This is a genomic window from Robertmurraya sp. FSL W8-0741 (assembly GCF_038004005.1).
GTDB lineage: Bacteria > Bacillota > Bacilli > Bacillales > Cytobacillaceae > Robertmurraya > Robertmurraya siralis.
Map to the genome: position 1 here is coordinate 4,533,885 of NZ_JBBOQG010000001.1, position 25,979 is coordinate 4,559,863.

Genomic DNA, 25,979 nt, shown 5'->3' on the forward strand with positions numbered 1-25,979 from the left:
TCTAACATCCTTTCAACTTATAATAATCCAATCCAATGAAGGAAAATTCCCGCAACGATAATTCCAAGAGTTAATTTTGTAATACTTACTTTCCTTTTCATTAAACCATAGACAATGAATGTTCCTAGTAATGGCAGGGCATTCGGCAATATTTGATCGAATATATCTTGAACTACTACCTTTGCTCCATTCATATCAAATTCAAGAGGAGTGGTTATATTTAACATTGTCGCTACCATTCCGCCAACTACAAGCAATCCAACAGTTGTAGTCATGGACATAATCTTTTCCATTAAACCTTCTTTTTGAATTCTCTCGAGTGAATTTACTCCAACACGATACCCCATTTTTAACCCTGCAATCCTAACAAATAGATGTGGGATGTTATATAGAATTAAAAATAAAATTGGACCAAAAATGTTACCTTGTGTTGCAAGCGAAACACCGATACCAGCAGCGATAATGCGAAATGTTCCCCAAAAAAGCGAATCGCCGATTCCTGCGAGCGGTCCCATTAGAGACGCCTTTACTGCATTGATTGAGTTAGAATCAAAATTTGAATCATTCGCATTTTGTTCCTCCATTGCTGCAGAGATTCCCATAATCGTTGTGGAAACAGCAGGAGTTGTATTAAATATTTCAAGATGTCTATTAAGTGCTTTTACTTGATCATCATGTTTTTCGTACAATTTCTTAATTACCGGAATCATTGCATAGGCATACCCTAAATTCTGCATTCGTTCGTAGTTGAAAGCTCCCTGGAGGGCAAATGATCTCCAAAATACTTGGCGTAGTTCACGTTTCGTTACTTTCTTCTGACTACTCAAAATCAATCTCTCCCTCTGTTAAATTATTGTAACTCTCCTTTTCTTGATGTCCTTGATTGCCATTGTTATTGTTTATAACGATATAGATCACCACAGCAATACACGCTCCGAATAGGGCAATCGCTGTAATATCTAAACTTGTGTAAGACGCTGCCAAAAATCCTAAGAAGAAAAATACAGCCATCTTTTTTGAGAACAGCATATCCATTAGTAAAGCAAAACCAACTACAGGTAACAGATTTCCAGCAACCTTCAAACCACCGAGAATTGTTTCCGGTACCGCTTCTATTAGGTTTTTCACTTGCTCAGCACCTAAAATGATGGCTAAAAACGTTGGAATGAACACACTGAGAAAGAAGAGTATCGGTGGAATCCACATCATCAATGTGACACCACGGAAATCTGCCTTTAAAGCAAATTTATCCGCTTTATGCATAAAATAGGTATTTATGATTCTGACTAATACACCTAAAGATTGGGCCAGTACTGCTATAGGAACTGCAAGAACTAAAGCAACCTCTGCTCCTTGACCGGAGAGTATGGCAAACGCTGTTCCTAGCACACCCCCTGTTACTACATCTGGCGGTGTTGCTGCACCAATTCCGGCTATTCCCATCCAAATTAATTCTAATTGCGCTCCTATTAAAACCCCTTGTTGAACATCTCCTAAAACCAATCCAACTAGAAATCCAGTAACGAGAGGGCGCTCCAACATCAAGACACCAAAAATGCGGCTATCCAGTATTCCAATACCAGCAATAATCCCTAACATAATTGCCTGCGCTACCATTTTCTCACCTCAATTTCTCTATTTTAGATTAGGTCGTCCAGTCCTTTTTTCTTATCTCGCGGCAGCATCCTAAATTCCAATTTGACTCCTAATTTTTCCATTTCTTTAAAATTAGAAAGATCCTGCTCATCAACTGCTATTAAATCTGTTAGTTTCTTTTTTCCCTCTGCATATCGGAGTCCACCAACATTTACTTCTTTTATAACGCCGCCGGAATTTTTCACAAGAGACAAGGCATCATCCGTATTTTTTACAAGAACTAGGACATTGCTTTTTTTAGAACCAGCAAATTTTTCAACAATTTCTCCAGATTCTTTAACACCGCGAATATACAAATTTACATTGTTTGGTTTCGCAAGGTTTAGAGCCATTGCCTTCATTTGATCCTTTTGTGCTTCATCGTTCACTACCAGAATAACGTTTACTCCAAGTGCCGAAGTCCATCCATATGCCACTTGGCCATGTATCAAACGGTCATCAATCCGTAATAATGAGATCATCGTTTGCACATCCCTTCTGCTTTTCTATAAATCTGTTAATATGAATAATTCCTTCCTGGGCCGCCGCAATACCTTGACTGATCGTTTCTTCCACACCCAGATCCGCGTCTGCTAAAATCATGGACAGCATCATTGGTAAATTTACACCTGTGATAATATCAAAATCGTCATTTTCCAGAAGTAGTTCCGTACAAATATTAGAAACACTTCCTCCAAAAATATCTGTCAATACAATAAAGTGCTCATCTTCCTTTTTGTTTTTTAATATTTTTCTTAATTCTGCTTTCGCCGTATCACCGGATTTTAATTTCGTCATTCCAAAATAAGAAACATTAGTCGACTTTCCAGCAATCATCTCCACTGTTTCAATAAATGACTTCGAAAGTTCTCCGTGAGTGGCGATTAAAAAGTGCTTCATTTCCAACCCCCATATCATTTTTTTATTTTTCAGATATTGATAATGCAAAAAGCATGCCAACTAGTGACATGCTTTTTAAAAAATAATAAATATTATCAGAATGTAGACAATTCATAAATAGATAGCCGTTTCCCTTCAGACTGAGCGAAATCGTTTGTCGAATCACAGAGCGAAGCCTTGGGAGGAGCAGTGTTTACTATAATAAGTAATGGCACCGGACAAGGCGAAGCAACAAAGAAAGCGAGCGTTTGCCAGCAGTCTGATATTATATTAATTTCTTTCTCTCAAGCAAATTAGATTGAATAATATTAAAAATGTAGCCAATCTCTGCTAACGTCATCTTCACACTATAATTTTCTTCTAGCACACTAAAGGCATTTTTAATTAGCAGGATTTCATCAGTGTGATTAGATTCAAATTCACTCATATTTGGGTATTCAGTAATTGGTGCTTTTCTAATTAAGCGTTCAATCATACAGCTAACATGAACAAAAAGAGCGATTTTTTTATCATTAGGAAGTTTTTGCCCCATCAATTTTTCTAATTGAATAATCCCTACCTCAACTTTGCGGATGATCTTCTCTGTATCCAGAATTGTTAAAGAATCAATCACTCTACTTAGTGAGAAGTTCATTATGATCCGATCGTTCACTTGACGAATTGTTTCTGCATCGGCAATTTTGCCAAATATACGAAATACATCATCTTCTCCCTCTCCCGAAATAATATCCTCTAATGAGATAAAGTTAATTCCTTCAATCTCTGGATTGGCAGTTCCTACTATGGCAAGCACATCATAAATTCGTAACGGTGCTTCTGCTTTTCCATACTTTCTTAATCGATCATAATCATGTGCCACTACTTTTATCTCCAGTAAATCTTCAATACTTTCTGAAAGGAGCTCTTGAATTTGGGTTGCGGTCCCTATTCCAGTAAAACAGGAAGTAATGATCGCGTACTCTCTTCCTTTTGTTGGATAATACAAATTGATGTTAGGCTGCACAAACTCCTTAATGGGGCTTATGATTTCTTCTACGGACTTACCTTGAATTAAATGATTTCCAATTTCTAAGGCGACTGGAGTTGATACTTGATCTATAAAGAGAAGTGGACCATCAATGGCATCTTTGATATGTTCATGTATCAAGCTTAGTGACCCCATATCTACTAATACAACAAGTCCAGAGGTTGTATCCTGCTCCTCCATATATTGAAGCATCTTTTTCGTAATGTCTCGTACAGTTGCGTCTACCGGCATATCAATCGAATCAAAAACATTGATTCCTAATAACCGGTTACATACATTGGCAATGCTGCTGGCAGTGGCATAACCATGAGCTACAATCATCGCTTTAACTCGATTATTGAAATTCTTAATCTTTGCCTTACAAAAAAACAATGTCATTAAAATAATATCTTCCATATATAAATTTATATCCAATCGTTTTTCAATAATGAACATAAGCTTTGTGACAATTGAATGCTCAGTTTTGTAATACTCCTTAATAAACTGAAGCATTAATTCTGATATATGCTGTTCCTGTTTTGTTAACTGAAAAGGAATTGACTTGAAAAACAAATAGGACGACAATGTATAAACGCTATTTCCATCATACTTCACATTATAGTTCACTTCCAAATATCTAAAAATATCTTGCACCGTTGATAAAGTGAACTCCATCATTAAATTTTTTGATTCATTCGGCCGTTCGAATATTAATTTATCCATCATTGCTGTAATTTCATCTGTACATTTGTCAATCAGGACAGATTCATTCCAAATTTGATTCGCAAATTTTTGGTAGTAATTGAGACAATTTTGAAAGGTTTGCTCAATCAGTGAAATCTTCATTTCATGAACATAATTAAACGGCTTACTATCAGGTGAAAATAGAATACTTCCTTCCCTTGCAGCATAATGGTTAAAAAGTTGCGGCGACTTTTTATATATGTCTTTTGGTAAGTCTTTAAGAGTTACATGTATTTTATCTGTTGTACTAGACTTCTTGGAATAGGCGAATCCACAAGCATATTTAATCATATTTTTACACTCGCCAATATTACCGGTGTAATGATACTTGTTTAAGATATCAAGCGTCTTATTTGTTACTTCAATTGGAAAACCAAGTAGTTTGCTCTCCTCCATAAAGAAATGGTGAATAAATTGATTTTTTTCGTCTTGCCCTCTTTCATCTAAACTAGGAACATTGACTGTAATAGGAATTCTTCTTATAAAAGTATCTAAAAAAACAGATAGACTTTCTGTTGTAGCAAAGACGAGGCGAACCTTTGATTTCCTCACAACACTAGTTTCGCCTAATCGAGTAAATATTCCCTGATCCATAAAGGTAAATAATTTTTCTTGCCCTTCTTTATTCAAACGATGAACCTCATCTAAAAATAATATGCCATTATGGGCCTGCTCAATGAGGCCAATTTGGTCCTTTAAGGCCCCTGTAAAGGCCCCTTTCGCATGGCCAAATAGATAGCTTGATAAAAGTTCCGGATTATTTGCATACTGGGCACAATTAAATACATAAAAGGGAGCATGATCTTCGATTACTTTTTTCGCACGTGAATAGTCATATAAAATTCTCGCGAGAAAAGTTTTACCTACTCCAGTAGGACCAAGAAATAATAAAGGTAGCCCATTATCAGGGTATAAGACGGCAGTTTTAACCTGCTCTATCGGTTCCTTTAAACTCTTCTCATACCCAATTAACCTTTTGAAGATTTCCTCAGATTTGTCTGAAGACATTTCCTTCTCAAAAGCATCCAAGCTTTCATATATTGATTTCTTAATTTGTCCATATTGTTTTTCTAGTGTCTCTCTATGAAAAAAACATACAGGGCGAGTATTAATTTTTATTAAGATATGTTCTTTCGTTAGATCATTTAGTATTCTACTTGCCCTCGTACGGTCTATATCAAAATGTCCTGCAATCACCTCTGTTTGATAAGCTTCAAGGCGGACCCCTTTTTTAAAGGAAAAATCAGACGTCGCTACTTCCATATAATTAACCATCTCATTCTTCATCGCTGTTCCTCCTGCCTATTAACTCTATGTTAATATTTCAGAATATTTAAAGCTTTCATAACTTAAATTTAGACTATTTTTACTTTTGTTTCAACACAACAATTTGAACTGTAGTATGTTCTGTTACTTTAATAGCTTTTACGCCTTCTCACTATGCCGGGCAACAAAATAGTTTAGCAGACGGATAATTTCCGGGCAAAACTTTACTCTGTCATTAACGCATACGCTGAAATTGCTTTAATTCGCCGTGAAACGAGCAAAGAAACAATATAGGCTAAAATCAGAATGCTGCTACAAATTAAGATAATAATAGGCAAATGAATGGTAAATTCCAAGCGTTTAACCCCTGCACCCGATAGTAAGACGGATAGCATAGGATTTGTGAAAAAGTACCCAAGGACTCCACCTAAAGCAACGCCGATCGTTATCACTGGTAGAAAACTAATTGATATTTGATTCATTAACTGCAGGGTTGAATAACCTAATGCTTTCATGACCCCAAACTCTTTTTTTCGCTTAATAATCATCGTCCTGATCACTAAATAGAGAATCAACACAACGACTAAAATCGTAATCAATAACACTAAGAGCATAAGCGCAAGCACTGCAGCGGTATACATCCCTGTTTGGCTCTCAATATTTTCATCTATATCCAGCGTTTCAATGATTTGCTCTCCGTATTGATTTTGAACATTTTTAACAAAATCTTTATTTGATATTCCATCTAAATAGACGTAAAGGGAAGTACCTGTATAGTCTGATTGCAATCGTTGTATCCCTTCCATTGTCACCGCTGCTACCTGCCCCAAATTACCGATAGACTGACTGATTCCCGTTACGAGAAATGAACTTGTTTCTGTCCCGTATTCCAATTCAACCATATCGCCAATGCCCTTGTTGATTTGTTCGGAGACAACCCATGAAAGTGCTATTTCATTTTCATGCTTTGGCTGCCGCCCTTCATAGACGATATTATTTTCTAATTGATTATAGTGATCAGTAATATTTGTATAGACTATTTGATCTTCAATCTTTGTTTCTATTAAATCGAATATATTTACTTTCTGAACATGGTCCATTTGCTGGATATTGTGCAAAAGCTCCTTTATGTCTGCATCCGCCTTAACCGTGATCATCAAATTTGCAGGTTCTGCACCAAATATATTTACGAATGCTGTTTTATCTGAACCAATGTTATAATACAGTACTGCTGAAAAAACTGTGGCAAAGGTCAAAGCAATAACAATGAGGAGGATCATCATATTTTGCTTTGCATTTGCTAACGTCGATTTAATCGCAAGGACGAAATGAAGATCGCCGCCTGTCTTTTCCAAAGGAAAGTAATTCTTTTTAAAACTGTGCGTTTGAATACCTCCTCGAAGTGCCGCAACCGGTAAAATTTTACGTACTCGATAAGCTGAAAATAAGGTAACGATAACTACGGAAAAAACAATAAGAACAATACTGACCAAGTTAATAAAAATATCTAATTTTTGTACCCATATTAATCCAGATAAGGACGAGATAATATTGCCGAAAAGGGGCATTAATCCATAGGATAGGGCGACCCCTACTCCACTCGCACAAAGGGCGATTAAGATGAACTGCAGAATAATGGATAAAAGAATTTGTCCACTTGTATAGCCAATCGCTTTAAGAGCTCCAATATTCCCCATCCCATCTTCTATATTATTGGAAACGCGGAATCTAATCACAATTAGTGACACAAGTACAATAATGGCTGCAAAAGCAACTAATATTGTTGCGACAATATTAATCGTTAATGTATTCACATTTTTAACCATTTCGATATCCAATCCAAAAATATACGCTCCCGCTTCATCCTTTTGAGAAAGTTGAACTTCCTTCATGAAATCGTTGCTTAGCTGGGAGGACTCTGTTTTATCCTCCATGATCACAGATAACAGCAACGCTTCTGAACGATTGTCCAATTCACTCGCTAATTTGCGGTAAGTGGTTTCCGGTAGCATAAATTTCATTACGCCTATATTGTTCGTACCCATCATCGTCGTCTCAAAGAATCCAGAAATCCGATATTCATAGTCCTTATTTTGTGATGTTAAGGTAAACTGATCCCCCAGTTGATAACCCCCATCTGTTTTAAAGCTGTATGGAACAAAAATATCATTGGTGCCTGGAGAATCTAATTTTTCAATAAACCTCGGCGCACCTATGTTACGTTCGGCATCTGCATTAAAAATAACCGCACTGCTATTCAATTCACCATTACCATATTTATAAGTGGAATTCTCCATATGGATAACATCTTCCTTTTCCGTCTCTGTTACCCCTTGATAGTCCTCTAAATATTCACTGCGGGAAGGATGATAGCTTTCCTTGTTGATAACAAACATGGCATGGGGATCCTTTAACTGATCAACTTTATCGTCAAAAAAAGGATTAACCTGTGTAACAACCATTAGTCCAATATTGAGTAATAATGAAGCCACTAAAACAAAAATAAACAAAGAAGCTGTAGCCGATTTACCTTTTCTAATATTCGCCAGCGCTAGATTCAGTATTTTCACATTACCACCCCATTTCTGCAAGGAACTCTTTCAGTCTTTCATGACGTTCGAGATTGTCATCGTCACTGTAAGAACCTAGTTGTAAATCGCCACAAATGACCCCGTCCTTTAAATAGATAACGCGATTTCCACGCAGGGCCGTATTTACGTCATGGGTGACCAAAACGATACTTTGTCCAGAGCGATTTATCTCTGAGAATACGTCTAAAACATTTTTACTAGATAATGAGTTTAATGCCCCTGTTGGTTCATCTGCAAACAGTATTTTCGGATTGTTAATGATCGCTCTGACAATTCCAACACGCTGAGCCTCACCCCCAGATAATTGAGTTGGAAATTTAGACCATGAATTTTCATTAATTCCTACTTGAAGAAGTAACTCTTTTGCTCTTTTAACAAGCTCCCGTTTATTTTTATTAACTAAAAGACCGCTCGCCAACACATTATCGAGTACGCTCATATTGTCTAGTAAATAAATCTGTTGAAAAACAAAGCCGCAGTGATTTCTTCTAAATATAGCCAGTCGATCATTGCTGAACTTAGTTAATTTTTGACCGGCAAAATCAATTTCGCCTAAAGTTGGTTTATCCATCCCGCTAATAGCGTAAAGCAGCGTTGATTTTCCAGAACCCGAGCTGCCCATGATTATGGTAAAATCCCCTTCAACGATACGTATATCAAGATTTTTTAATACATGCTGTTGAATCCCACCACTTGAGAAGGTTTTACACAATTTCTCCGTTCTAATGATTGTTTTTGTCACCGTGCGCATCTCCCTTTATATTAAAGTTGGTATCTTCTCGCCATAGAAAAAAGACTGTATAAAAGATTACAGTCTTATCTTACAAAACATTTCCTTATTAAATCTTTGTGCAATTCTTAACCAATTATTAATTATTATGCAAGCTTGATTTTTAAAGCGACTGTAAATCCATCATTGCGGTTGTAACAGACAATATCGCCACCCATATTTTCCATGAAATACTTTGAGATATAAAGACCAAGACCGGAGCCGTTTTTACCTGCGACATTTCCCCCACGATAATATTTATTAAATACTAGGGGTAATTCTTCATCACTCATCCCTGCTCCGAAATCATTAATCATCAATTCCAGGTACTCTTGATTAATCTGCGAAGCGATTTTAATTTTGGTGCCTGCATATTTATATGAGTTACTGATAATATTGTCGATTACCTGCTGGATTCGCAGCGGATCCGTTAAAATGATACAAGCTGGGATAGGATCATACTCAATTTTGTGGTCATAATTGACATTTTCAATCATTTCCACAAGCACATCACTCGCTACTTCTGTGACTTTTAATTTCAATTGTTGAAGTTCCTCCAGAGTGGCGTGAAACATATCTGTCACAAGCAAGTCAATTTGCTCTGCCTTTGAATAAATCGTATTCACTTGCCTAACTATCTTCTCATCTTTTGCTTGCATGAGCATCAACTCACTAACCGCTTTAATGGAAGCAACAGGCGTCTTAATATCATGGCTTAATGTCGCGACAAGCTCTTTCTTGCTGCGATTGGATTCATACTCCTTTTGCCGGGCAGCATCAAGCTCTTCACGCAATAAGTCAAAACTTTCTGTAAATGCACCAAAGTAATTATTCTTCTCCATATTTAAAGGGATGTCGAAATTGCCTCTTGCTATATTAGCGGCAAACTGTTGAAGCTGATGAAATGGCTGCAATAAAGTTTTGTTCAGATAAAAAATGTAAAAAATGCTTATCAGCATTAATAAACCAACGAAAAAAATCACAAATAAAAGCAATTCCCATTTCATTTGCTGGACGAGTTCCTGTTCATTATTGCGAATAATCAATTTTCCGACCAATTCGTTATCCTTCTGCAAATCGATAAACAGATCCCTATTTTTTATAGAATCATATACATCTATAAATTGCGCGTCAGGTGTTTGATAGATTACGTTTCCTAAATGGTCCGTAATCAAAAATGGTTGTGTTAACTCAGCATTGTGAAATGTTTCATCACTAACTTGGCCCCAATTTTTTTCGATTGTTTTAACTGCATCATTGATTGCCACAACATCCACTTCTGCCATATTTTTATTACTTATCGTAATCACGGAGAAAACAATTATTGCGCTAAAAAAAACTAGCATTGTTATCAAGGTAATCTTTAGTTTCATTGATCGTGGTCCTCTAAAACATATCCTGTTCCCCATACTGTTTTTATAAATTGCGGGTCATTCGGATTACTTTCAATCTTTTCACGCAAGTGGCGAATGTGAACGTTAAGGGTCCCATCTCCCACGAAAGCATCTCCCCATACATGTTGGAAAAGTTCGTCTTTAGAAATGATTCGATTTTTATGCTTTGCCAAATAAGAAAGAAGTTTATATTCCATCGTTTTTAAGTGAATGGCGTCTCCATTCACTTTGACTCGTTGTAGCTTTGTATCAATTTGGATTGGTCCAAATGTTAGGATGTCCTGGTGATCATTCGAAGCACTGCCATATCTTTTGAGCACTGCTTTGACCTTTGCTAAGAGAATACTTAATTTATAAGGCTTTTGAATATAATCGTCTCCCCCGATATTTAAAGCGATCAAAACATCGTCATCGCTCGAACGGGCACTGATAAATAAAATAGGAATCTGCATCGTTTGCCGCAGTTTTTTACATAAATCAAAACCAGAACATTCCCTTAAATTAATATCAAGAAGAATCACTGCCGTTTCATGTTCCTGCAAAAAAAGCTCACACTCCTCCGCACTTGTTACAAATGCTGTCCTAACATCAAACATATTAAAATACTCACACGTAGTCTCAGCTAACGCAAGTTCATCATCTACAATCAAGCAATCGTATTTCATTGTAAATCTCCTTGAAAAAAATTATCCTCACATGTTATCAGGGATACTAACAGTATACATTAGATTTAATTAGGCAGTGTAAATCTTTAAGAGTTGCATGTTAAAAACTCACTTGAGCTATGGTAAACTCCAAGCGAAAAAGTGGATTTCAGCAAATGTCTAAACAAAGGTTGGCTATTGCGTTAATTTCCTCATGACCGCATATTTAACTGTTATATTTATTTTTTACATCCAGTTTCTTACTCTTACAAATGATTTTAAATTGATCTGGAAAGCAGAAAGTTTGCATAGAATTGCGGGATTTGCCAATTAATCGTGGAATTTTTGAGGGAAAACCTGCGAATGACTCATAGCTCAAAAAAGCAAAAGGAGAAAAATCAAGCATTTTTCTCCTTTTGCTTTTTTATATCTGCCGAAAATATCCGGGCTTAACTCCCCATAATGAGAACAACGATACACTGTTCATCTTCTGTAAAAAGCAGACGTCCACACTCCATTTCCCTTCTGGATGGCATGACTCTTCGTATTGCAATCAAGTGTATATTCGCTTTACTTTTATTGCGCGTCTGTATAAAAATCTTCGATCGCTTCATCAACGTAAACCCAGCCCTTCCAGCCAAGGTGGAGCGTATCTTTCAAGAAATACGGATCATATTCATGATTTGTTAAATCAGCGACTTGAAAGCCTTCTTGTTCGATTTCTTTTTTTATCTTTTTATAAAAATCAGTCCGACCTTTATTTGGGAAGCCGGTATAATCATAAAATTTCCCATGTACAGGAACTAAGATAAATAGTGGTTCTGCACCGGATTCTTTCAATACATCCATCATGAGGTGGAAATCATGGAACTCAACGGACTCAGCATAATTCATATTTTTTTTACGGTCTTTAAGCTTTGTTAGCTGTGGTTCCAACCTCTTATAAACGCCGTTTGAGATTTTAAACTCATTGTTGTTGGATTCTTCGGCCCCAACCTTTTCGGCCATCTGCTTTAATTCATCCCACGACTTGTTTTTTACATCTTGAGAAATGGTCCTCTTTGGACTGATTCCTTTAACGATGGAATAGTAGATATCCTTTTTCTCCAGAATACTTCGGTAAGCTTTTGCCGGCGGAGTCAGAAGAGACAATGCCACTTTGTCCTGCTCGAGCTCGGCTTTAAAAAGAGCTGAAAGCAGAACGTCATTTTTCACTGCATGAAAATTAAGCATGCGTTTGATGAGTTTTTTATTCAGCTCGGAATCATCATTTTGATTAAACACAAGATTGTAAGCCTGCAAAGCCGAAAAGTTCGGCGCGAAGTGAGCTTCGTCTGAACCGCCTTTTTGAAACCACTGTGGAGAAATAATGAAAACAATTTTCTTGCCCTTTAATTGATCAGACCGTACCGCAAAGTTGATCGCATGGATCAAAGACTGTGAGCCGCCTTTTCCGACTAGGTAAGGCGTGAACCCTTGATTGTTTACTTTAAAATAGTTAGACGGATGGAATGCATCTAACCGGGACAATTCCGATGATCCGTAAATCGGCAAATATTGCGGATCTTCAAGCGCTTTGTCTTGAAGATACATCCCCTGAAACATCGTTGGGTTTAATTCAGTAGCTGCAGTTTCGACGCGTTCTTTAGGAACAAGCTTTAACAGCCATGCTTTTGGGATCAAGATCACGGTGAAAAAAAGGAAAAATGCCAAGATGATTGGCCCGAATAAAAAACGCTTTTTCATTATCTCAACTCATTCAACTGCTTTATGATTTGATTTGGCGTGCTCCATTCATCCCGATCGAATTCCGTTATCGGCACGGTAATGTTAAAGTGATTTTCAAATGCAATCAGCAGTTCCACCGTTCCGAAGGAATCAAGGATTCCCTCCTCGAATAGATCAATATCCGGATTTTCCTTTACAATATCGTCCTGACATACCTCTGCTAAAACTAAAAGTACTTCTTGATTAAAATCCATTATAAAAATCTCCTTTTAATGTATTAATTCGCCTGAGAAAATAAAAAATCCAAAACAGACAAAGTGGAAAGTCACCACGACTGAGACAGCTGTCGTCCACTTATTGTTCGGCCACCATTTATATTTCTTATTCCATTTTTCAAAGAAGTTAAAGCCGACCATAAGCAGCGCGTGATACAATCCATAGACGATGTATTGAAGAGCAAGGCCGTGCCAGACGCCCATAAGCAAGAACAGCAACAAATATCCAATATTGGAAACAGCCATCCTATTTGTGATCCATTTTTTCTTCGTCATCCACAGGACAAAGCGCATAAACACATAATCTCTGAACCAAAAGGAAAGCGACATATGCCAGCGATTCCAGAAATCTTTAATATTGCGGCTGATAAACGGCTTATTAAAGTTTTCAGGGGATTTGACTCCCATGATATAACTGATGCCGACCGCAAAAGCCGTGTAGCCGGCAAAATCAAAGAACAGATAGAGACTGTACGCATACATATATGCCAATCCATGCGAGAAACTGCTGGAAGTCCAATACTGCATTGTCATAATGACATACGTATTAATGCAATAGCCAAGAATGAACTTATATAAAAAGCCGAGAAAAATTTTATTGATTCCTTTGTAAAGCAGGTCTTCGTATTGCTCCTTCGTCCATACCGTCTGATCGTCTTTCTCAAATCTGCGATACCTGTCGATTGGACCTGATGAGATGGTTGGAAAAAAGAGAATAAAATAAAGCAGTCTGCTGATTGGGAGCTGCTTTTTAATGAGACCGTCGCGGGTTTCAATGATGAGCTGAACCCCTTTAAAAGTTAAATACGAGATTCCGAGAAATGTTGCCCAGTTGTCAACAGCGAAAAACGGCAGCAGCTTTGACAACGCCAATGGCAGAATAGAAGCTGCTGCTGCCAGACAAAATATGATGCCGCTGTTCGCTTCGCGACGGTAAGCGATATAGCTTTTGATCAAAATTGTCTGCCAAAGCGTAAACAGGCACAGCATGATCAAGCCGTGCAGGCTGTTGGAAAAAATAAGTGCCAGAACCAGGACGGAAACCAGCATATTATATAAACGAAAGCTTTTTCCGTTCAGTCCGAGAATGATGGTCGGCGCCAATAAAATCCCTAAAATAATGAAGAATAGAAATGAACTATAAGGCGTCATACGGTTACCTCTTCTTTTAATCTCTTGCGATCAATTTTACCGTTTGCCGTCATCGGAATCTCGTTTTGATACATGAATTTCCTCGGAATCATATAGGCCGGCAGCCTGCTGCCCAAATCTTTCTTAATGGCACTGGTTAACTGGTAGTCCTTTTCGAAATTATGTTCGGCAGGCACGATCATGGCGATCAGATACTCAATTTTTTCCTCGCGATAAAATGGAGTAATGACTGCCGACTGCACGTATCGGGACTGTTTGATTTGATATTCGATCTCCTCAAGCTCAATCCGGTAGCCATGCAATTTAATTTGGAAATCAAGTCTTCCGAGGAAGAACAATTGCCCATTTTCTTTATAACCTGCGTCACCGGTGCGGTAAGCAGGAGCGCCGTTGTAAGAAAAAAACGCTTTTTCCGTCAGCGCTTTTTCACCTAAATAGCCTTTGCTGACACTGGTTCCGGTAATAATGATCTCGCCTTTTTCCCCATCTTGGACGGCTGTTCCGTCTTCATTGATGATCACGATTTCGGTTTCGGGCTTTTCAGAACCGACGGGAAGTGAAGAATAGTTGTTTAATACGTCGTCTGTTACTTCGATGGAAGTAACGGCAACGGTCGCCTCGGTCGGGCCGTATGTGTTAAAAACACGTGCCTTTGGAAATCTTTCTTTAAGCTGTCTGGCGACTGACGCAGGCAGCGTTTCTCCGCAAAACATAAACAAGCTCAGGTCCGGAAGCAGCTCTTCCGAATAAGAGGGATCCATCAGGCACATTTGTGCGAAAGAAGGCGTCGATGTCCAGACGTTAACATTCGACTGCTTCAGTGCTTTAAACAATAGTTTAGGCCGATTAATCATGTCTTTCGTAACCGTCCATAATGTACCCCCAGACTGCAGGCACGGATAAAGATCCATTACCGATAAATCAAAGGAGAACGGGGCTTGATTTAAGAACACTTGACCGCTTTCTACCGGAAAGTCATTCGTGACCCAATCTGTGAAGCTCTGAAGATTGTCAGCTGAAATTTGCACGCCTTTTGGATTTCCCGTGCTTCCAGATGTATAGATAATGTAAAAAGTATCTTCACCATCAACCCAGAGTCCGGGATCTGTCTCCGGCCCCCCGTCTCCTTCAAGAACGCCCGGTTCCACTACAGAAATGAGGACATCTCCCGTGTTAACCAAAGTGCCTGAATTATTGAGTAAAAGCTCGGTTTTTGAACTGTTGATGATTTTCAGAACCCGGTCTGCCGGAATCGATACGTCAACTGGAATGTACGGATGCCCGGCTTTCACACAAGCCAGGAAGGAAACCGCCATAGCCGGTTTCATATGCCCATAGACAATGATCGGAGAAGCATCTGTTAAAGCCTCGCTTTGAATCCTTGCGGCAAGGCGCTCAGATTGTGACCAAAGCTCTCCGTATGTCAGTTTTTCTTCTTCATTCAAAAAAGCAAGGGTATCGGGTTGTGTTTGCGCATATTCTTTAATTGTTTCTATCAATCTCATTGTTTTTTCTCCATTAAAAATCATTATAAATATATGAACCTGTATTAGCTGTATGGAATCCGTAAATTAAAAACAGCAGCATTAAAATAAGAAAATAATAGGAAGTTTTGAGCAGCCACTTCATTGCTGTTTTTTCATACAACATTTTTAGCTTATTTAACATTGGTCTGTTCCTTTCCAAAATGTCTTAACAAAAATATATAACGAAAATGTTTATATAAAAGTTTCACTTATGAGGAAATTTGTATATCCAAGTGATACAATTATCAGCTCGCTGCCTGACTCCATATTAAATTTTTGTTCTATAATAATTCAGGATTATTTGCATACTGAGTGCACTTAAACACATAAAAAGATGCATTTTCCTCTATTACTTTTTATCACGTGAACAGTTATATAAAATTCTTGTCAAAAAGATTTTGCCTCCTTCTGAAAAGCAGTGAACCCATTATCCGGATAAAACACGGTTGTTTTAACTAACTCTATCGGTGCTTTTAAACTATTCTCGTACCCAATTATTTTTTTAAAGATTTCTTCTGATTTGTCTAAAGAAAATTTCCTTCTCAATAAAATCCAAGCTATCATTTATGGACTTTCTAAGTCTCAAGATTTTAAAAAATAAAGGATAACCCTGCGTAATTAATAACTTTTATTGACCCTTCATATTTAATTTCAACAAAATATGATCGGATTTTTTGTAGTATTTTTTAGTTTTTTGTAGTTAAGATAATATGATGATTGAAAGGTTGTACTAAATCATAGAATTAATAACTAGACTATTATGTAACAGGAGGCGAAAATACTTGATCCTTTTTCGCAATGTAAATAAACACTATGGAAATTTCCACGTACTGAAAAACATTAATCTTTCCATTGAACGTGGAGAAGTAGTTGTTATTCTTGGACCTTCAGGATCCGGAAAAAGCACAATGCTCCGCTGTATCAATCGTCTCGAAACAATATCTGACGGCGAGTTGATCGTAAATGATATTCCCATTCACGATAAAAAGACAGATATTAACAAATTACGCCGCAACATCGGGATGGTTTTCCAACATTTCAATCTATACCCTCATAAAAAAGTTATTGATAACATCACGTTAGCTCCCAAGAAAGTTGCAAAAATCTCCGACGAGGAGGCAAAAGCTACTGCAATGCAATACTTGCAAAAAGTCGGCATTCCAGAAAAAGCTGATTCTTTTCCATCTCAGCTATCTGGCGGTCAACAGCAGAGGGTTGCAATCGCTCGAGGGCTTGCCATGAAACCTGAAGTAATGTTATTCGATGAACCAACATCTGCCTTGGACCCAGAAATGATCGGAGAAGTACTTGATGTTATGAAAACACTTGCAAAAGAAGGCATGACAATGGTTGTTGTTACCCATGAAATGGGATTTGCAAAAGAAGTAGCGGATCGAATCATTTTTATGGATGAAGGCCAAATCGTGGAAGAAGCAACTCCTGCTGAGTTCTTTAGCAACCCTAAGGAAGAACGCACTCGGATTTTCCTCAGCAGATTGTTGCATTAATAAAAAATAAGCTTTGTTATACGATACTGTTGATTCTTAGCTCATTTCGAATATCTCACGTCTTTCAGCTATGCAAAACAGATAGCTCTGACTCGCTGAAACGGGAAGGCTCACTTTCTCGTTTCAGCGAGTCAGAGCTTAAGGAGCCAATAATCAGCAATATTGTATTGCATCAAAAAATAATAAAAAAAGGGGTATGTTCAATGAAAAAGCTAATTTTTAGTCTGATTTCACTTACCATGATCTTCGTATTGGCGGCATGCGGCGGAGGTAATGAAGAGGAAGCCAATGGCGCATCTGGATTGGACGCAATCAAAGAACGAGATAAACTTATTGTCGGTGTTAAATATGATACGAAATTATTCGGTTTGCAAGACCCATCAACAAAAGAAGTAGAAGGCTTTGATATCGATATTGCAAAAGAAATTGCAAAAGAAATTCTTGGAGATGAATCAAAGATTGAATTAAAAGAGGTAACTTCAAAAACAAGGATTCCTATGCTAAACAATGGCGAAATTGATGCTATTATCGCAACTATGACCATTACTGAAGAGCGCAAAAAAGAAGTTAACTTCTCAGACGTATATTTCAATGCAGGGCAATCTTTACTAGTTAAGAAAGGAAGCCCGATCAAAAGCATTGATGATGTAGGTGCAGATACAACCGTTTTGGCCGTTAAAGGTTCCACTTCATCTATTAATATTCGTGAAAAAGCACCGGATGCTACCTTATTAGAATTCGAAAATTATCAAGAGGCATTCCTTGCCCTGAAAGCAGGTCAAGGTGATACTTTAACGACAGATAATGCAATTCTTTACGGTATGGCACAGCAAGATAACAATTATGAAGTTGTCGGTGACACCTTCACTGATGAGCCATATGGAATCGCGATTAAAAAAGGAAATGATGACCTGACTGAAGCAATCAATGAAGTTTTGAACAAATTAAAAGAATCAGGCAAATATGATGAAATCTATGAAAAATGGATTGGTGAGAAGCCGAAAAACTAATTCTTTCAAAGAATAGGAGTAAGTATACTCCTATTCTATTGATACACAGGAGGATCTTACCTTGATTAACTTTTCCATTCTAATCAACTACTGGGACATGTTCCTCGAAGGGTTCCAAAATACACTCATTGCCAGCATGATAGCACTGCTTGGCAGCTTTGTGCTCGGAACCATTATTGCAGTATTTCGAATTGCTCCTTTTCGTCCCTTAAATTGGGTCGGAGCTGCCTATGTTGAATTTATCCGTAATATTCCCCTGCTCTTAATCGTTTTTGTATTTTTTTACGGTTTTAAATTTGGCGGATTTACAGCAGGAACACTTGGATTAATTATATATACGGCTGCCTTTATTGCTGAGGCAATTCGCGCAGGCATCCTTTCAATTCCAAAGGGCCAGACGGAAGCAGCTAGATCTTCCGGTCTAACCTATATACAAACAATGCGATATGTTATATTACCTCAGGCGATTAAGGTTGTCATTCCGCCACTTGGTAACCAATCGCTTAATTTAGTGAAAAACTCCTCTATCTTAGGAGTTGTAGCAGGTTTAGACCTAATGTATTATGCTGATCTTGTTTCTCTACATACATATGTAGTTTTCAGTGTCTACATTATTGTTGCATTGTTCTATCTTGCTATTACAATACCGCTGAGCTTCTTAGTCGAGTACTTAGAACGCCGGCTAACAACGAGTTATTAAGGAGGGAAAGCAATGGATTTCATAGGTGCTTATTCTCCAGAGAATCTAACGTTTTTATTGTCCGGCTTCATGGTTACGCTTAAGGTAGCGGCAATCGCTATTGTTCTCAGCTTTTTACTCGGTACTATCATTGCGATAATCCGCTATGCAAAAGTACCGGTGTTGTCACAAATACTGGCTGTTGCTGTAAATATTATACGGAATCTGCCGTTACTACTCATTATATTCTTTATGCGATTTGCACTTCCGGAAGTCGGCATCAATCTTGACATTATGACGGCAGCGATTGCAGGATTGACTATTTTCGAAGCTGCTCTTATTTCTGAACTTATCCGTAGCGGTCTCAACTCGATTGATAAAGGACAAATTGAAGCAGCCAGATCCTCTGGGTTGAATTACATTCAAACATTATGGCATATCGTATTACCACAGGCAGTTCAAAGAATGGTTCCGCCTACTGTCAGCCAATTTATTGCCTTATTGAAGGATACATCGCTGGCAGTCGTTATTTCCTTGCCAGAGCTCATGCACCATGCTCGGATCATTAACGGTGGCCATCAAGACTATGTCATTCCAATCTTCATCATGGTTGCCTTTATGTACTTTACAGTAAATTATTTGCTTTCCATATTTGCAAAACGTTTTGAAGCAAAACATGCATAAAAATGCAAGGTGTCTTTGCACCACTTACATTAAGATAAAATGCTAACCCGTTGAAGCAATTCGAAAGCTGATTGTATTTGGGATGATAAAAAAAAATAAAGTGATGCGGTTTCTGTCAATCCCCCATCACTTTATTTTTTCCAATGTTTCCAGGTAAAGCACCTGCAAAAACTTCTTCACATTCACTTTCACATTACTCCGCTTCTCGTTGTTTTCAAGCTCTTGCATTTTTAACCTCACATCTTGAAAATCAAAAAACAAGGGTGCAAAATGTTCAAACTTAGGATGTGAGTAATCTGTCAATCCTAAAGAAGCAATATTGTTCAATGCTGATACTACTGTTCTGCGTATTCTCTGTTCAATTGCCTTTACTTCTTTTAATATATCTTCCCTATCTTCCTTCAAATGTTCTGCAATCATCGTATACAACTTCTTTAATGGTGGCAATTCAATGGTTGTCTCTTCATTGATGAGAAGTTCCATTGCAATGACAAGATCCTTGCTTCCCTTCTCTGCCAATATTCCCATATCTTTTAAAATTTGCGAAACAATCTCCTTAACGGAAAGCCTTTGAATATCCCTTGAAATTTCAGGCTGCATTATCTCCAGACCTGTTAATGATCGCCTGATTTCGACAATGGAGCGGTCCAAAGTCATCTGCATCCTGATCCGATTTAATACTGCCTCAACCTCTATACTATTGATGGGTTTATGAATAAAAAATTCTATCCCCACTTTATAGGCCTCTCCTACCATTTCTTTATTGCTGATTTGAGAAATCATGATAAATTTTCCATTATAGCCACGTTTTTTCAATTCTACAATCATTTCTATTCCATCAATCTCTGGCATCAGCAAGTCGATTAAAACAACATGCGGTTTTTCCTCCAAAATTAAATGAATTGCTTCTTCTCCTCCTGTAGCACTTCCTATCACTATGCCTAATCTGCAATCCGTAATGATATTCTCGATCATTTTGCGACTGGCCGTGTCGTCATCTATAATACAATAGGTAATCATATACTCTACTCCCCGACTTTTAATTTCGCCGTCAGTATCTTCATAACAAAAGATGTCCCTTCGCCTTCAATTGAGTTGACCGTTATCTCACCATTGAAGCCTTCCACAATATTATTTACATGCGAAAGACCAATGCCTGTCGCCGCAACACCTCTCTGGTCATATTTCGTTGTATATCCAGGCACAAAGATATACGGAAGTTCTCCTTCTTTTATCCCTTCCCCAGTATCTTCAATCTGGAAAATAGTCATCTTCCTTTGTTCAGATACCCTAATTCTCACACTGCCACTTCCCTCTATCGCTTCCACTCCATTTGCCGCAAGATTATTTAAGGCAGTCAAAAGCAGCAGATGATGTGATGTCAGATAATTTACATGTAAGTGGCAGGAGAACTCTATCTCTTTTTGCAGCCATTTACTATATTGCTGATTAGCTCTTATTACAAAATCTATAATATCCGATAGCAGCATTTCATTATTCAGCTCTGTATCGTTATGTAATTTAAGTAAGCCGGCCCGGATTCTCTGAGCGTCTTTTTTAATTTCATGTATGCCTTCTGCTATCGATAGGGCATGCTTGCTATGTGCATACAGCCGCTCTTTTTTCAAGCTACGGTAGTGGTCATAACTGCTTAACGTTAAATTTTCAATTTCATCCATTATTTTCTTCATATAAAAACTTTCACTGTATAAACTTGCCCCAACACTTAGAGTATGTTCGTATCGTTTCTGCTGTTCAAAATGAACTGCCTGCAATTGTTTTAAAATTATATTGGCGTATAAACCAATGACAAAGAAGACTCTGATACACGCCACCAACAAAAATGTCATCCACTCTGTAAGGGAAAGTGATGTAGTTTCAATTAGAATTTTTCTAAAACCTATTTCGACCATATTGGAATAAAAATCGACAAAAGTCACAATAATGCCTAGTAAAAATAAGCGAGATTGAAAAAATTGCTTCGGTATCCTGCTCATCCCGAAAGCAAATGCAATATAATAAAACATTGCTGGCACGTGAGTAACAAGGACTTCCCAAAACAAACTAGGTTCGATGATAAAGCTTCTACCCGTTAATGTCCGAAACAAGACGACTACCATTCCAGTAACTACACCTGTACGAAGCATGGGAACATTATTCATCAAAAGCAACAATAGAAAAAACATGCTGCTTCCCAATCCAAAGCGAAACTCCCAGCCAAAAGGGACTATTCGCAGTTCTCCAAATATAGCCGTTGCTACTGCAATAAAAAGAATTTGCAAACTAATATACTTCCTAATAAAATTTATCAAAGGTTCTACTTCTCCCAAACATACAATGTTCGTCATGAGCAAATGACGATACTCATTTTTTGAAATATCTGAAATTATATTTACAATTATATCATTACGTTACTTCACTACACCATATCTTTTACTACTTAATCCTTTAGGGCCCTTCGTTAAGATAAAAGGTTCAAGGCAGAAGCCTGCTAGTTATTTATGTTTCTAGTTATGCTTTCAAAATATAAAAACCACCTCATTCTTCGGTGAGTGAGAACTGTCAACACTACCAAACAGAAGAGGTGTCCCTTATATGATAAAATACAATGACCAAAACAAGCAACTGGAAAGCCGTTTTCCCTGTTATAGTACGAAGTGATATAGAATGGTCTATTAAAATTTTAATAATTGTTAAATAGTTTCTCATTCAGACTTGTCTTTCTCTCTTACCCTTCCACTTTCTTTGCCGCAAAATGATCGAGCATGGCCCGGACTTCATCTGTTGATTTTGTACTCATCAATTGATTTCTTAATTCACTCGCCCCGCGAAACCCTTTTACATAAATCTTAAAGAAACGTTGAAGAGCGGTAAATGGACGTGGCTCCAATTCCTTTGAATATTTATCATGAAGATCAAGATGCAGCCGCAAAAGAGCAAGATGTTCTTCACTACTATGTTCCTTCTTCTCTGTTTCAAATGCAAATGGATTTTTAAAAATACCGCGTCCGATCATAATGCCATCGACACCATATTGCTCAGCAAGATTCATGCCTGTTTCACGATCAGGAATATCCCCATTGATCGTCAATAGTGTATCAGGGGCTATCTCGTCGCGAAGTCTCTTAATGTCCGGAATCAATTCCCAATGAGCATCCACTTGGCTCATTTCCTTTCGTGTGCGCAGATGAATAGAAAGATTCACGATGTCTTGTTTCAAAATATGTGTGAGCCAGCTCTGCCACTCATCTACATTCGTGTAACCGAGCCTAGTCTTCACACTTACCGGCAAGCCACCCGCCTTTGCAGCTTCAATAATGTCTGCAGCAACTTCTGGACGAAGGATAAGGCCACTTCCCTTCCCTTTCTGTGCTACGTTAGGCACCGGACAGCCCATATTAATATCCACACCTTTAAAGCCAAGCTGTGCCATGCCGACACTCATTTGCCGAAAATACTCGGGCTTATCTCCCCATATATGAGCAACGATTGGCTGTTCATCTTTTGTGAACAGCAATCGTCCACGTACACTTCGATTCCCTTCTGGATGACAATAACTTTCCGTGTTGGCAAACTCTGTGAAAAATACATCAGGTCTACCCGCTTCACTTACGACATGGCGAAACACAACATCTGTCACATCTTCCATCGGTGCAAGTACAAAAAATGGTCGTGGTAACTCCCGCCAAAAATTTTCTTTCAATTCAAACTCAAATCCCCTCGTCATGGTAACGACGTCAAACCTCGTCCCAAAGTTGTAAATATATTGTTCATACTTATTTTACATTTATATCATGCTTAGCGACTTATTATCAAACCATATTTACTTTACACATTTTTGAAATATCTCTATCTCTTTCACTAAAACAATCCGGTTTCCATTTTTAACATAAAATTCCAAAAATTACGAGACAGGCGTTTAATCTGCTCCTATGATTGTTCCTTGAGTTTCTCGTAAATACGTCGTTTCTTATACAGCATTTTCCCCGTTTCTCCAATATCGTGAATCATCGATTTATTAATAAAAGATCCAAAAATCATGCCGGCAATCGGAATCATCTGAAATAGCTTTTTCCAGCCAAAATTATCTCTGTATGTCATGATTACCTCTCTCCAGCCTTGCACCTGAGAAATTATTTCATCATTCTTTTCCATCGAAGGGTCTGAGTAGGCCGACAATTCTTTTAAAACAGCTTGCTTCCCGACAATATCCGAAGAAGTGAATTGTAGACATTTTACGATAAAAATTCGCTCCTTTTTATCATTCGGGTCATAGCCATAAGCAACAGCAATTTCCTGAAGTGTCTTTAGTGAAATACCAAGAAGTAGCGGAATATCAATCGACAATGTAAAGATCCCGCCTATTCCAGTTGTGGCTCCTTGTGTCATCGCCATATTTTTTCTTGAATGAATCAATTCATCACTAACTTCATCCATCATGTTTAGCGGTAACTCAGGAATGGATTCTAGTGTGATCTCCTCAACGCCTGTTTTCCGAACGTACCTTTTTAAAATGTCCTTTTCATTTAAGAGATAACGGCCACCCGTTTGTAAATAGCTACCCAATTCATCCAGTGCTTGTCCGATCTTTTTGTGAATAAACTGTGGCGTAAGGCGATCAAGAAGCTTAAAAGGGAGACGGCCGAGCTTTTCCCAAAACCATAGACCCTTTTGTTCTTCCTCCCACTTTTGTATGGCATCTAATTCTTTTAGCAGTTGCTCTTTTGTTTCCATTCTCTACTCTCCCCCGGAATTTCCTATTCGAAATATTTTTATCAATCTTTGCACAAATTCTTGAAAATCAAACGGACTGCCCTGCTTCTGGTTATACCATTTTCTCACCGTTTCGATGAGCCACAAGGGGATTTCTTTTCCATCAATTAAATCATAGTACTCTTCATACCCTTTTCTCAAATAAGTCCAGCGATGGTCATTTCCTTCCTTTAAGTATTCAGAAACATCGAGAAGCTTTCCTCTTCCTTCATGTAAAAGGATATTTTTCAAATGAATATCTCTCGGGTTCAATCCTTTCGATATCGCATAAGCACGGGCTTCCTCCACATCCGTGATCACTTGCCTTGGAATGTGAATCCCCTTTACTAAACAATCATAAAGCGTAACCCCTTTTTCATAACTTAAAATAAGAAAATGACTACCTGCCCCATAATAAATTGGAAAATAGGGGGAATCGCCAAGTTGTTCATATACTTGCTTCTCCCTTTCCATTGTTTCTAATTTATCCTCACTAAATACCTTATACACATATTGCGTGTCCCCTTCAATATGGAAAACTGCCGCATCTGTCCCAACACCAATACATTTCAATTGGTCGGAACCACCTTTAACCGTTACAGGGTTATTATTCTTCGAAGAAATGACCTGGATATCCTTTATGATATTTTCAACATTATGATTTTTCAAATCTTCACCTCAAATTTAGCTTTCGTTTAAGTAACATATGAACTCTTTCATTCCACATTCCCTAAATTTTTAAAATAAAGCCCTTGTTTCGTTACTTTCGTTTATTAGTCCTTAGTTTCCGAATATAAAACAAAAAGACCTTTACCATATGTTTGGTAAAGGTCTTGAAAAATCGAATATATATCACCTTTACCGAATGGCAAAGGTCTCGCAAACAACTTTCGTTGCCAGTTTAGCCGGTGATCATATAATCACGTAATGACGACATAACTGTAAGCTACTCCCCTTTGGAGTAATTAACTTTTACATGTGTACAGTCCTAACTCTAAGACTGTACTTAAAGGATACTATATTTTTGCAGTATACGTCAATTGAAAGGGTTCATGCCCATATATTATCTAATTTCTCAGGGCTTCTTTTGAAAATTTTCTTGTGTTTTTTGTTCACATCTATTATCTTATATCTAAATGATATATATCCTTTAGATAGGTGTGGGAATATTGAAGCGTTATAACGATACAACATATGCAATATTAGGAATATTAACTACGGAATGTAAATCTGGTTATGCAATTAAACAGATAATGGATCAAAGCTTAAATCATTTTTGGAAAATAAGTTATGGTCAAATTTATCCAACTCTTAAACTAATTGTTCAAGAAGAATTAGCTGAAGTTCGTACTTTATCAAGTCAAGGAAGACCTGATAGAAATGAGTACCATCTAACCTCGAAGGGTATTGAGGTACTAAAAAATTGGTTGGAGCAGCCAATTGAGCACTTCCCAATTGAGCGGAATGAAGTTTTGCTTAAATTATTTTTTGGCCGTTTTCAAACTCAAGAAAAACAGGTGTTTCTTTTACAAACTTATAAGAAAGAACTTGACAGACGTTATCAAACCTATATAACTATTGAACAGGCTATTATCAATCAGAACTATAACGATGAAGATTCAAAATATTGGTTGTTAACATTGGATTATGGTAAAAGAATAACCAAAGCCGCAATTGAATGGTGTGTGTTTACTCTAGAAAATAAGCTATAGGAAG

The 25,979-nt window shown here is 37.6% G+C and carries 24 protein-coding genes; 5 read left to right on the top strand and 19 right to left on the bottom strand.

Translation table 11 applies throughout. The features are described from left to right. Positions 1–17 precede the first annotated feature (17 nt). From NST02_RS22120 to NST02_RS22185, 14 genes are all read right to left on the bottom strand, one after another. Positions 18–827 (bottom strand): PTS system mannose/fructose/sorbose family transporter subunit IID, encoded by an 810-nt coding sequence (locus tag NST02_RS22120; RefSeq protein ID WP_095308994.1) that lies wholly within the window; start codon positions 825–827, stop codon positions 18–20. Beyond that, positions 820–1,617: a PTS mannose/fructose/sorbose/N-acetylgalactosamine transporter subunit IIC gene (locus tag NST02_RS22125; RefSeq protein WP_095308996.1), complete on the bottom strand. Its 798-nt coding sequence runs from the start codon at positions 1,615–1,617 to the stop codon at positions 820–822. Before NST02_RS22125 ends, NST02_RS22120 begins: the two co-directional genes overlap by 8 nt. A gap of 23 nt (positions 1,618–1,640) precedes the next feature. Next, a complete protein-coding gene (locus tag NST02_RS22130; protein WP_095308998.1) occupies positions 1,641–2,117 on the bottom strand; it encodes a PTS sugar transporter subunit IIB in 477 nt (158 codons plus the stop codon). Further along, complete coding sequence (locus NST02_RS22135) at positions 2,095–2,535, bottom strand: PTS sugar transporter subunit IIA (protein WP_095309000.1); 441 nt, start codon at positions 2,533–2,535, stop codon at positions 2,095–2,097. The genes NST02_RS22130 and NST02_RS22135 overlap by 23 nt, the downstream gene beginning before the upstream one ends. A gap of 265 nt (positions 2,536–2,800) precedes the next feature. Further along, a complete protein-coding gene (locus NST02_RS22140; RefSeq protein WP_340949810.1) occupies positions 2,801–5,572 on the bottom strand; it encodes a sigma 54-interacting transcriptional regulator in 2,772 nt (923 codons plus the stop codon). A 203-nt stretch (positions 5,573–5,775) separates the two neighbouring features. Next, a complete protein-coding gene (locus NST02_RS22145; RefSeq protein WP_340949811.1) occupies positions 5,776–8,121 on the bottom strand; it encodes an ABC transporter permease in 2,346 nt (781 codons plus the stop codon). 1 nt (position 8,122) lies between these two features. Continuing rightward, complete coding sequence (locus NST02_RS22150) at positions 8,123–8,884, bottom strand: ABC transporter ATP-binding protein (RefSeq protein ID WP_095309005.1); 762 nt, start codon at positions 8,882–8,884, stop codon at positions 8,123–8,125. 134 nt (positions 8,885–9,018) lie between these two features. Next, complete coding sequence (locus NST02_RS22155) at positions 9,019–10,284, bottom strand: HAMP domain-containing sensor histidine kinase (protein WP_095309008.1); 1,266 nt, start codon at positions 10,282–10,284, stop codon at positions 9,019–9,021. Further along, positions 10,281–10,970 carry a response regulator transcription factor gene (locus tag NST02_RS22160; protein ID WP_095309010.1) on the bottom strand — a complete coding sequence of 230 codons (690 nt, stop codon included), beginning with the start codon at positions 10,968–10,970 and terminating at the stop codon, positions 10,281–10,283. The genes NST02_RS22155 and NST02_RS22160 overlap by 4 nt, the downstream gene beginning before the upstream one ends. Before the next feature lie 555 nt (positions 10,971–11,525). Then, positions 11,526–12,695 (bottom strand): D-alanyl-lipoteichoic acid biosynthesis protein DltD, encoded by a 1,170-nt coding sequence (gene dltD / locus NST02_RS22165; RefSeq protein WP_137743012.1) that lies wholly within the window; start codon positions 12,693–12,695, stop codon positions 11,526–11,528. After that, complete coding sequence (gene dltC, locus NST02_RS22170) at positions 12,695–12,931, bottom strand: D-alanine--poly(phosphoribitol) ligase subunit 2 (RefSeq protein WP_095309015.1); 237 nt, start codon at positions 12,929–12,931, stop codon at positions 12,695–12,697. Before dltC ends, dltD begins: the two co-directional genes overlap by 1 nt. Positions 12,932–12,946: 15 nt before the next feature. Further along, a complete protein-coding gene (gene dltB / locus NST02_RS22175) occupies positions 12,947–14,104 on the bottom strand; it encodes a D-alanyl-lipoteichoic acid biosynthesis protein DltB (RefSeq protein WP_137743013.1) in 1,158 nt (385 codons plus the stop codon). Continuing rightward, positions 14,101–15,609 carry a D-alanine--poly(phosphoribitol) ligase subunit DltA gene (dltA, locus tag NST02_RS22180; RefSeq protein WP_137743014.1) on the bottom strand — a complete coding sequence of 503 codons (1,509 nt, stop codon included), beginning with the start codon at positions 15,607–15,609 and terminating at the stop codon, positions 14,101–14,103. Before dltA ends, dltB begins: the two co-directional genes overlap by 4 nt. Before the next feature lie 13 nt (positions 15,610–15,622). Next, positions 15,623–15,772: a teichoic acid D-Ala incorporation-associated protein DltX gene (locus NST02_RS22185; protein WP_095309019.1), complete on the bottom strand. Its 150-nt coding sequence runs from the start codon at positions 15,770–15,772 to the stop codon at positions 15,623–15,625. Positions 15,773–16,412: 640 nt separating this feature from the next. Here NST02_RS22185 and NST02_RS22190 point away from each other — a divergent pair. The 4 genes from NST02_RS22190 to NST02_RS22205 all read left to right on the top strand — a co-directional run bounded on the left by NST02_RS22190 (position 16,413) and on the right by NST02_RS22205 (position 19,511). Further along, positions 16,413–17,138, top strand: a complete 726-nt coding sequence (locus NST02_RS22190; RefSeq protein WP_095309020.1) for an amino acid ABC transporter ATP-binding protein — start codon at positions 16,413–16,415, stop codon at positions 17,136–17,138. 203 nt (positions 17,139–17,341) lie between these two features. Then, positions 17,342–18,148: a transporter substrate-binding domain-containing protein gene (locus NST02_RS22195; protein ID WP_095309022.1), complete on the top strand. Its 807-nt coding sequence runs from the start codon at positions 17,342–17,344 to the stop codon at positions 18,146–18,148. Positions 18,149–18,209: 61 nt separating this feature from the next. Beyond that, on the top strand, positions 18,210–18,848 hold the full coding sequence (locus tag NST02_RS22200; RefSeq protein WP_095309024.1) for an amino acid ABC transporter permease: 639 nt from the start codon (positions 18,210–18,212) through the stop codon (positions 18,846–18,848). A gap of 12 nt (positions 18,849–18,860) precedes the next feature. Next, complete coding sequence (locus tag NST02_RS22205) at positions 18,861–19,511, top strand: amino acid ABC transporter permease (protein ID WP_095309026.1); 651 nt, start codon at positions 18,861–18,863, stop codon at positions 19,509–19,511. Positions 19,512–19,637: 126 nt separating this feature from the next. Here the strand turns inward: NST02_RS22205 and NST02_RS22210 are convergent, their stop codons facing one another. From NST02_RS22210 to NST02_RS22230, 5 genes are all read right to left on the bottom strand, one after another. Beyond that, positions 19,638–20,531: a response regulator gene (locus tag NST02_RS22210; protein WP_170943548.1), complete on the bottom strand. Its 894-nt coding sequence runs from the start codon at positions 20,529–20,531 to the stop codon at positions 19,638–19,640. 5 nt (positions 20,532–20,536) lie between these two features. Next, entirely contained in the window at positions 20,537–21,823 is a 1,287-nt protein-coding gene (locus NST02_RS22215) for an ATP-binding protein (RefSeq protein ID WP_170211204.1), read from the bottom strand. A gap of 416 nt (positions 21,824–22,239) precedes the next feature. Then, positions 22,240–23,238 carry a tRNA dihydrouridine synthase gene (locus tag NST02_RS22220; RefSeq protein WP_340949812.1) on the bottom strand — a complete coding sequence of 333 codons (999 nt, stop codon included), beginning with the start codon at positions 23,236–23,238 and terminating at the stop codon, positions 22,240–22,242. Between the two features lie 203 nt (positions 23,239–23,441). Next, positions 23,442–24,245, bottom strand: a complete 804-nt coding sequence (locus NST02_RS22225; protein WP_137743018.1) for an EcsC family protein — start codon at positions 24,243–24,245, stop codon at positions 23,442–23,444. Between the two features lie 3 nt (positions 24,246–24,248). Next, a complete protein-coding gene (locus NST02_RS22230; protein WP_095309033.1) occupies positions 24,249–24,932 on the bottom strand; it encodes a serine/threonine protein kinase in 684 nt (227 codons plus the stop codon). Positions 24,933–25,432: 500 nt separating this feature from the next. On the opposite strand from NST02_RS22230, the gene NST02_RS22235 reads away from it, so the two are divergent. Continuing rightward, a complete protein-coding gene (locus NST02_RS22235; RefSeq protein WP_095309035.1) occupies positions 25,433–25,975 on the top strand; it encodes a PadR family transcriptional regulator in 543 nt (180 codons plus the stop codon). Positions 25,976–25,979: the final 4 nt, after the last annotated feature.

Coding starts and splice junctions, on each gene's coding strand:
- NST02_RS22125 (WP_095308996.1), bottom strand. CDS start 1,617: ATGGTAGCGCAGGCAATTATGTTAGGGATTATTGCTGGTATTGGAATA.
- NST02_RS22130 (WP_095308998.1), bottom strand. CDS start 2,117: ATGATCTCATTATTACGGATTGATGACCGTTTGATACATGGCCAAGTG.
- NST02_RS22135 (WP_095309000.1), bottom strand. CDS start 2,535: ATGAAGCACTTTTTAATCGCCACTCACGGAGAACTTTCGAAGTCATTT.
- NST02_RS22140 (WP_340949810.1), bottom strand. CDS start 5,572: ATGAAGAATGAGATGGTTAATTATATGGAAGTAGCGACGTCTGATTTT.
- NST02_RS22155 (WP_095309008.1), bottom strand. CDS start 10,284: ATGAAACTAAAGATTACCTTGATAACAATGCTAGTTTTTTTTAGCGCA.
- NST02_RS22160 (WP_095309010.1), bottom strand. CDS start 10,970: ATGAAATACGATTGCTTGATTGTAGATGATGAACTTGCGTTAGCTGAG.
- dltD (WP_137743012.1), bottom strand. CDS start 12,695: ATGAAAAAGCGTTTTTTATTCGGGCCAATCATCTTGGCATTTTTCCTT.
- dltC (WP_095309015.1), bottom strand. CDS start 12,931: ATGGATTTTAATCAAGAAGTACTTTTAGTTTTAGCAGAGGTATGTCAG.
- dltB (WP_137743013.1), bottom strand. CDS start 14,104: ATGACGCCTTATAGTTCATTTCTATTCTTCATTATTTTAGGGATTTTA.
- dltA (WP_137743014.1), bottom strand. CDS start 15,609: ATGAGATTGATAGAAACAATTAAAGAATATGCGCAAACACAACCCGAT.
- NST02_RS22185 (WP_095309019.1), bottom strand. CDS start 15,772: ATGTTAAATAAGCTAAAAATGTTGTATGAAAAAACAGCAATGAAGTGG.
- NST02_RS22195 (WP_095309022.1), top strand. CDS start 17,342: ATGAAAAAGCTAATTTTTAGTCTGATTTCACTTACCATGATCTTCGTA.
- NST02_RS22205 (WP_095309026.1), top strand. CDS start 18,861: ATGGATTTCATAGGTGCTTATTCTCCAGAGAATCTAACGTTTTTATTG.
- NST02_RS22210 (WP_170943548.1), bottom strand. CDS start 20,531: ATGATTACCTATTGTATTATAGATGACGACACGGCCAGTCGCAAAATG.
- NST02_RS22220 (WP_340949812.1), bottom strand. CDS start 23,238: ATGACGAGGGGATTTGAGTTTGAATTGAAAGAAAATTTTTGGCGGGAG.
- NST02_RS22225 (WP_137743018.1), bottom strand. CDS start 24,245: ATGGAAACAAAAGAGCAACTGCTAAAAGAATTAGATGCCATACAAAAG.